Here is a 7439-nt window from a genome sequence, read left to right as displayed (position 1 = left end):
CACCGGACTGCTGGCGGTGCAGCGTCTCGCCGGCAACCGGGCTCTGACCGCGGCGATGACCACGCCCGGCGCCATCGACCGGCTCGTGCCCGGGCAGCGGCACCGGGGCGCAGCGATGCTCGCGGCTTCCGACGTCCGGGCCCGGATGCCCGGGTTCGCCGACCTCAAGGCCGCCTACACCGACAAGAAGCTGCGGATCCCCGAGGCCGTCATCAAGACCGCGGTGACGCAGCTGCTGGACCGGATGGCCAAGGAGAAGCGGCTCCGGTCCAAGGACGCCGCCGCCACGATCGTCGCCATGATCTTCCCCGCGCCCGGGGTGATCAGCGAAGCCGCGTTCAACAAGGCGCTGGACCCGGCCGACCGCACCCAGATCTACAAGACCGTGCTGGACGCGCACACCACGGTGAAGAAGGCCGACCGGGCCACGCTGAAGGTGCTGATGAAGGACGCCGGCGACCTCATGCGGACGGCCGAGGGGGATGCCGCGGGGCTGAAGGCCGTGTTCGGCTCGCAGGACGCCGTGGCCAAGGCCCGGTACGCCGCCGGGCGCGCCGCGCTGGCCACCGCCGCCGGGGACCTCGACAAGCACGTCACGACCGACTACAACCTCGACGATCCGGAGACCTTCCTCGGCGGCTGGGCCCAGCACTCGACGCAGCTGATGCACCTGCTGGTGGGCATCGTGCAGGGCAAGGATCCCGCCGAGAGCAAGTCCACGCTGGTCCACGAGGCCGCCCATCTGGGCCACGGGTCGGTCGACGATCTCGGCTACTACGGCACCGCGGCGTTCGAGGCCATGGACGAGGCCGCCAAGGTCGGCAACGCGGCGCACTACGAGGAGCTGCCGCGCCGGTCGCTGGGCACCAGTTCCTTCGCCGGCCACACGTTCACGCCCGGCGTCAAGAAGGGCGGCGCCGCCGTCACCCGCACGGACATCGTCCGCAAGATCGCCGGCGACCATGTCCAGCACGCCTGGGACGCCGCCTCCGACGCGCACATGTGGCTGCGCGGGGTCCGCAAGGCGTGGGTGACCAAGAAGGACAAGGCCCCGTTCACCGCCGACAAGGCGCTGATCCTCGAGCTCTCGAAGCTCTGCGACCTGACCGTCCACCACCAGGCCGTGGCCCACGCCCGGATCACCACGCTGGACATCACCATCATCGAGAGCGTGGTCCGGGCCATGGGCATCATCGGCAGCCTGGTCGACTCGGAGCCGCTGCCGGGCGGCCCGCTGTCGGACAAGGGCGCCGCGGACGTGATGGTCGCGGAAGCCACCAAGAAGTACGGCCGCCTGCTGCACGACCCGGCCCGGGACAAGGCCCTGGTGGACTGGCTCGCCGCGCACTTCCGCACCCTGCCGGGCCCGCCGTGACCACGCCGGTGGATTTCGGCGGCACCCGGCTGGCGCCGGACACCGAGGTCGTCGACCTGGTCAACGTCTCCCCCGCCGACCTGGAGCCCTTGCGCCTGCTGCCCCGGCTGCGTGAGCTGCGGCTCCGCACCACGAACCCGCACCGGACCCCCGGCGGCCTGCCCTGGGACCTGGACCCGCTGGCTGCTGCGGCCGGCCTGGAGGTGTTGATCCTGCCGGGCCGGGCGGTGCTCGACCTGGGACCGCTACGCAGCTCGGCGCGGCTGCGCGAGCTCGACGTCAGCGCGACCCGGGTGGACGATCTCGCGCCTCTCCAGCACGCGGATGAGCTGCGGGTGCTGCGGCTGCGGGCCACCCGCGTACGCACGCTGGAACCGATCCGGGCGCTGACCGGGCTGCGGATCCTCGACATCGCGCACACGCCGATCTCCGACCTGGAAACCGTCACGGCTCTCACCGAGCTGCGCGAGCTGTATCTGGCGGGCTGCGCGGTGACCGACCTGAAGCCGCTCACCGGACTCACAGGGCTGGCCGAGCTGTCGGTCGACCGGTTGCCGATCACGTCGCTGACGGGCCTCGTCGGCCTGCCGTGGTTCGCCGCGGCCCGGCGGCTCGATCTCGGCGGCACGGCCTTGGAATCGGCCGCGGGCATCGAGAACGCGACGGCCGCGGAGGAGCTGTTCCTGCACAACACCGGCATCCGTGACGTGACGCCCGTGGCTGCCCTGCGCAGGCTGCGGGTGCTGCGGCTGGACAACGCCCCGGTCGACGACGTCGGGCCGCTCGCCACCCTGGCGGGGCTGCGGGAGCTGAGCCTGGCCGGCACCCGCGTCACCGACGTGTCAGCGTTGCACGCATTACCTGAGCTGGAGGAGGTCGACCTGGAGGACACGGAGGTCGATGCGGCCAAGATATCCGCGCTGCGCGAAGCCCGGCCGGCCATCCGCATCCTCGGCCGATCCTGACCCCCGGTTCCGGCCCTTGGGGCGGTCTGTGACCGGGGTTGCGGCCTCGCAGCCATCGACCTAGGGTTCGGCGGATCGGGGGGCTGTGTCATGAGAGATATCGATTCGGCCGAGGAATGGCTGGAGACCTGGGCGGCCGGTGTCGATGCGAACGCCGCGCGGGCCGTGGAGCTGTCGCGCCGGGTCGCCGAGCTGACCGGGGAGGCAACGAGCCGCGACGGGTCCATCTCCGTCGCCGTCGGGTCGGCCGGCCAGCTCGAACGCCTCGACATCGACGACCGGCCGGGCCGGCTGACCGGTGCACAGCTCAGCCGGGAGATCATGAGCCTGATCCGCCGCGCCCAGGCGCAGCTCTCCGCCCGCGTCGCCGCCCAGGTGGAGCAGACCGTCGGCGCCGACACCGAGACCGGCCGCGCGGTGATCCACTCGTACGCGGAGCGGTTCCCCGAGCCGCCGGACGGGGCCGGTGACGTCGACCCGCGGGACAGCCATGCCCGGTGAGGAGATCCAGTTCCCGGCTGATGCCGTACGCGGGCACGCCGGCAGCGTCGACGGGATCGCCGACGCTGTCCGGCAGGGCCGGTCGGCGGTGCACGAGGTCACCATGGACACACAGGCCTACGGGCAGCTCTGCCAGTTCCTGCCCACGTTGCTGAGCCCGGTCTTCGCCCTGGCGATCGGCGCCCTCGACGACGCCGAGGACGCCTTGAGAGAGACCGCGGACAACCTCCGGGCCGTCGTCGGCAGCACGACGGCCACCGACGAGTCGGCCGCCCACGGGGTACGCGCGGCGGGCAAGCACCTCGACCTGCCCCTGTGAGCGCCAACCCGCTGGTGGCGCAGAGCCACGACTCGACGACCTGGTACACCGGCCTCGGACTGGTGGAGGACGCCGCCGCCATCACCGACGGCATCCGCGACAACAGCTGGGTCGACGGCACACTCGGCGGCGTCGGCGCGTCATTGGACATGCTCTCCCTCGCGGTCGACCCGCTGGGCACGCTGGTCTCCTGGGGTGTCGCCTGGCTGATGGAGCACGTCCAGCCCCTCAAGGACGCCCTCGACTGGCTCGCCGGTAACGCCGACGAGGTCGCCGCACACGCCGCCACCTGGTCGAACGTCGCGGCCTTCACGGACGAGGCCCGCCAGCAGTACGCGGACCGCCTCCGCACCGAGGTGTCCGGCTGGTTCGGCGCCTCCGGTGACGCGTACCGCGCGCACGCCGGCATGCAGCTGCAGGTGCTGGAGGGACTCGCCACGGCGGCCCAGGGCATCTCCTACGCCGTGGAGGGCGCGGGCCTGCTGGTCGCGCTGGTCCGGGGAATCGTCCGCGACTTGATCGCGGAGTTCATCGGTACGCTCGCCGCCCGCCTGCCGCAGTGGCTCGCCGAGGCCGGGCTGACGCTGGGCATCGCCACGCCGGTGGTCATCGGCCAGGTCGCCACCCTCGTGGCCAAGTGGGTCAACCGGATCCAGCACTTCGTCCGGGGCCTGCTCAGCAGCCTGCGCAGGCTCAGCACCAAGCTGGACGACCTGGCCGGCATCTTCTCGGACCTGAGCGGCCGCAACCGGGCCCTGGCCCGCACCGACCCGGGCGAGTTCCGGCCCGACTTCCCGCGCGGCTCAGACTTCATCGACCCCGGCGACGGCTTCTCGGACCGGGCGGCCGACGCGTACCGGCGCATCCGGGACAGCGCGGACGACACTCCGCTCGCCGCGGCGAACACCGGGATCGACGAAGGGGTCATCGAACGGATGCGCCAGAATCTGTTCGTCCAGCAGCACGACGTCTCGCTGGTTCCGAACCAGGTCGAGCGCGGCTACTTCACCCCGGTCGAGCGCATCGCCGACCTCTGGGACGGCGCCACTCGGGGCACGCTCAGTCCGGACGACATGGCGGCTTTCCGGAACCTCGCCGCGCACGAGTACGTGGAGAACAGACTCATGGAAGCGGGCCTGCCCTACCGGTCCTCCCATCCGGATGCTTTTGATGCCGACGGCGACCCCATCATCAACCGCGACCATCCGGGTGCTCACGATCTGGCGCCCAACGAGTGGCGGCCCAACGCCCCCTTGGACCACTGGCGGGTGTTCGGCCTCGACGGCTCCGGCCTGCAGATGGCCGACGATCTGTCGAACCTCGATGAGGTCGTCGACGCGGCTCTGCGAGGATTGGGCCGATGACACCCGACGAAGCCGTGCAGGCCGTGGCCGCTCGCCTCAGCGCCATCGAATGGGAACGCCATGGCGACCAGGCCTGGTCGAAGGCCGCCCTGCTCAAGGAGTACTTCCGGCGGGCGGCCCGGTGGGCGGCGGCCTATGAGTGCGACACGAAGGTGCCGTTCTTCGACATCGCCCTGTGTGTGGATCCGAACGTGCGCGCCCAGCAGGGCGTGGTCGACGAGTTGCTGGACAAGGTGAGGTCCAGCGGGTGGGACATCCGGCAGGTGGTTCCGTTCATCCTGCACTGGGCCGCGCTGAGTGCCACGCCAGGATTCGAGTATCCGGCCGGCCTGGAGGATCCGTTCGAACCGCTGATCGGCATGTTCGAGCGCGGCGGCGGCTTCCACACCGAGAACGGCGAGGTCAACCTCGAATACAAGTCGGTCCGCATGGCCGGCTGGCGCAACCGGGCCGACGATCCCCCGATGGCCGGTTTCACCGCCGAGGCCCTGGACGAGATCGACCGGACCGGCTCGCTCGCCCAGTTCGGCTACGTCATCGGCCCGGACGGCCAGCCGATCCCCTGACAGCGCTCAGGCCGGCAGCCCGTCGAGCCGGGCCAGCACCTGCAACATCACCTCATCAGCCCCCGCCCCGATCGACGTCAGCCGGGTATCGCGGAACAGCCGAGCCGTCCAGTTGTCCTCCAGATACCCCATGCCCCCGTGGAACTGCAGGCACCAGTCCGCCACCTCCCGCACCAGCCGTCCCGCCTTCAACTTCGCCACCGTCGCCATCCGGGTGATGTCCTCGCCGGCCATCAGCGCCTCGCACGTCACGAGATTGTGGCTGCGCAGCAGGTCCACCTCGGCCTGAAGCTCGGTGAGCCGGAACGCCACGTACTGCCGGTCCGCGAGCGGGCGCCCGAAGACCTGCCGGTCCAGGACGAAGCGGCGCGTACGGTCCAGGGCGTACTGGCAGCCACCGACCGTGGTGTACGCCGCGAACATCCGCTCGGTCACGAACTGCCGCATCTGCTGCTGGAAGCCCCGCCCGACCTCGCCGATCGTGTTGCTGACCGGTACGCGCACCTCGTCCAGCACCAGCTCCGCCGTGTCCGAGCAACGGTTGCCCAGCTTGTCGAAGGTGCGGGCCACGCTGAAGCCGGGCAGGTCCGTGGGCACGACGATCTGGGACATGCCCCGGTAGCCGCCCTCATCCGAGGTGCGCGCCAGCAGGCAGAGCCAGTCGGCCTGGGCGCCGTTGGTGATGTAGGCCTTCCGGCCGGTGATGACCCAGTCGTCGCCGTCGCGGACCGCTCGGGTGCGCAGCTGGGCCACGTCGGAGCCGGTGTCCGGTTCGGTCACGGCGATCGAGGTGACCGCGGTGCCGGCGATGGCCGGGGTGAGGTAACGCTCCTTCAGTTCAGGTGAACCGTAATCATGCAGCGAGGGGGTGGCCATCATCGCCTGGACGCCGATGGCCATTCCGACCCCGGTCGCGTGCATCCGGCCGTATTCTTCGGCTGCGACCAGCTGGAAGCTCGCGTCGGCGCCCTCGCCGCCGTAGGCCTCGTCGTATTCGAGGCCGAGTAGGCCGAGGGCCGCGGCCTTGGGCAGCAGGTCGTGCAGGGGCACCCGGCCGGCCGCCTCCCAGGCATCGACGTGCGGGTTGACCTCCGTGTCGACGAACCGGCGGACGCTGTCCCGGAAGGCGCGGTGGTCCTCGTTGAGGCGCATGGGCCGACGCTAGCGAAGGGCACCGGGCAGAAACAAGCGCGCTTGCTTGTTTTTTGAACCTGTGCCAGGGTCGGTCGGCATGAGGCCCGAGATGCTGCGCGTCGGCAACTGTTCCGGCTTCTACGGCGACCGGCTCTCGGCCATGCGCGAGATGCTCACCGGCGGCGAGCTGGACGTGCTCACCGGGGACTACCTGGCCGAGCTGACCATGCTGATCCTCGGCCGGGACCGCGCGCGAGACCCGGCGACCGGCTATGCCAAGACCTTCCTGCTGCAGCTTCGGGAGTGCCTTGAGCTGGCGCTGGAGCGCGGCGTGCGGATCGTCGCCAACGCGGGCGGCGTCAACCCGCCCGCCCTGGTGGCCGCGATCCGCGAGCTGGGGACACCGGCCCGGGTCGCTCTGGTACGCGGTGACGACCTCACCCCCCGGGCCGGCGAGCTGGGCCTGGGCACACCGCTCGGCGCGCACGCGTACCTCGGTGCTTTCGGCATCGCCCGGGCGCTCACCGCCGGAGCCGATGTCGTGGTGACCGGGCGGGTCACCGACGCCTCGCTGACCGTCGGGCCCGCGATCGCCCACTTCGGCTGGGGGCGCGGCGACCTCGACGCGCTCGCCGGAGCCACGGTCGCCGGTCACGTCATCGAGTGCGGCGCCCAGGCCACCGGCGGCAACTACGCGTTCTTCACCGAGCTCGGCGACCCGCTGCGGCCCGGCTTCCCGATCGCCGAGCTGCACCCGGACGGCTCCAGCGTCATCACCAAGCACCCCGGCACCGGCGGGGCGGTCACCGTCGGCACGGTCACGTCCCAGCTGGTGTACGAAGTGGACGATGCGCGCTACGCCGGCCCGGACGTCACCACCCGCCTCGACACGGTGGCGCTGCGCCAGGCCGGCCCGGACCGGGTCGAGATCACCGGAGTACGAGGTGAGGCACCTCCGCCTGACCTGAAGGTCTCGTGCACTACCGTCGGCGGCTACCGCAACGAGCTGACCGTCGTGCTGACCGGGCTGGACATCGAGGCCAAGGCGGCGCTGTTCCGCCGCCAGTTCGAGGCCGCCCCGGGCACCGCGCCGGCCGAGGTGACCTGGAGCCTGGCCCGGCTCGACACCGCCGACGCGGCCACCCAGCAGCAGGCGTCCGCCCTGCTCACCGTCGTCGCCCGGGACCCGGACGAGAAGGTGGCGGGCCGCGGGTT

At 71.4% G+C, this 7439-nt stretch carries 8 protein-coding genes; 7 read left to right on the top strand and 1 reads right to left on the bottom strand.

Translation table 11 applies throughout. The features are described 5' to 3' along the window. The 6 genes from AB0C29_RS24775 to AB0C29_RS24750 form a co-directional block, all read left to right on the top strand. Nucleotides 1-1375: hypothetical protein (locus tag AB0C29_RS24775; protein WP_360824398.1), on the top strand; the 1375-nt coding region annotated here is incomplete at its 5' end. After that, nucleotides 1372-2340 carry a leucine-rich repeat domain-containing protein gene (locus AB0C29_RS24770; RefSeq protein ID WP_360824395.1) on the top strand — a complete coding sequence of 323 codons (969 nt, stop codon included), beginning with the start codon at nt 1372-1374 and terminating at the stop codon, nt 2338-2340. The genes AB0C29_RS24775 and AB0C29_RS24770, both read left to right, overlap by 4 nt. Nucleotides 2341-2430: 90 nt before the next feature. Then, nucleotides 2431-2841, top strand: coding sequence for a YbaB/EbfC family nucleoid-associated protein (locus AB0C29_RS24765; RefSeq protein ID WP_360824392.1), 411 nt, complete (start codon nt 2431-2433; stop codon nt 2839-2841). Further along, nucleotides 2831-3160 (top strand): type VII secretion target, encoded by a 330-nt coding sequence (locus AB0C29_RS24760; RefSeq protein WP_360824390.1) that lies wholly within the window; start codon nt 2831-2833, stop codon nt 3158-3160. The genes AB0C29_RS24765 and AB0C29_RS24760 overlap by 11 nt, the downstream gene beginning before the upstream one ends. After that, a complete protein-coding gene (locus AB0C29_RS24755; protein WP_360824387.1) occupies nt 3157-4524 on the top strand; it encodes a hypothetical protein in 1368 nt (455 codons plus the stop codon). Before AB0C29_RS24760 ends, AB0C29_RS24755 begins: the two co-directional genes overlap by 4 nt. Further along, the gene (locus AB0C29_RS24750) at nt 4521-5090 is read left to right on the top strand and encodes a hypothetical protein (protein ID WP_360824384.1); all 570 of its coding nucleotides are present in this window, start codon (nt 4521-4523) and stop codon (nt 5088-5090) included. The genes AB0C29_RS24755 and AB0C29_RS24750 overlap by 4 nt, the downstream gene beginning before the upstream one ends. A gap of 6 nt (nt 5091-5096) precedes the next feature. Here the strand turns inward: AB0C29_RS24750 and AB0C29_RS24745 are convergent, their stop codons facing one another. Further along, nucleotides 5097-6242 carry an acyl-CoA dehydrogenase family protein gene (locus AB0C29_RS24745; RefSeq protein ID WP_360824381.1) on the bottom strand — a complete coding sequence of 382 codons (1146 nt, stop codon included), beginning with the start codon at nt 6240-6242 and terminating at the stop codon, nt 5097-5099. A 79-nt stretch (nt 6243-6321) separates the two neighbouring features. Here AB0C29_RS24745 and AB0C29_RS24740 point away from each other — a divergent pair. Next, nucleotides 6322-7439: acyclic terpene utilization AtuA family protein (locus AB0C29_RS24740; RefSeq protein ID WP_360824374.1), on the top strand; the 1118-nt coding region annotated here is incomplete at its 3' end.

The sequence above is a fragment of the Actinoplanes sp. NPDC048791 genome (genome assembly GCF_040650095.1).
GTDB lineage: Bacteria > Actinomycetota > Actinomycetes > Mycobacteriales > Micromonosporaceae > Actinoplanes.
This window is presented reverse-complemented; position numbering and strand designations above follow the sequence as displayed.

Bases quoted from the DNA above. Each gene is read 5' to 3' on its own strand.
- AB0C29_RS24765 (WP_360824392.1), top strand. From the start codon at position 2,431: ATGAGAGATATCGATTCGGCCGAGGAATGGCTGGAGACCTGGGCGGCC.
- AB0C29_RS24760 (WP_360824390.1), top strand. From the start codon at position 2,831: ATGCCCGGTGAGGAGATCCAGTTCCCGGCTGATGCCGTACGCGGGCAC.
- AB0C29_RS24750 (WP_360824384.1), top strand. From the start codon at position 4,521: ATGACACCCGACGAAGCCGTGCAGGCCGTGGCCGCTCGCCTCAGCGCC.
- AB0C29_RS24745 (WP_360824381.1), bottom strand. From the start codon at position 6,242: ATGCGCCTCAACGAGGACCACCGCGCCTTCCGGGACAGCGTCCGCCGG.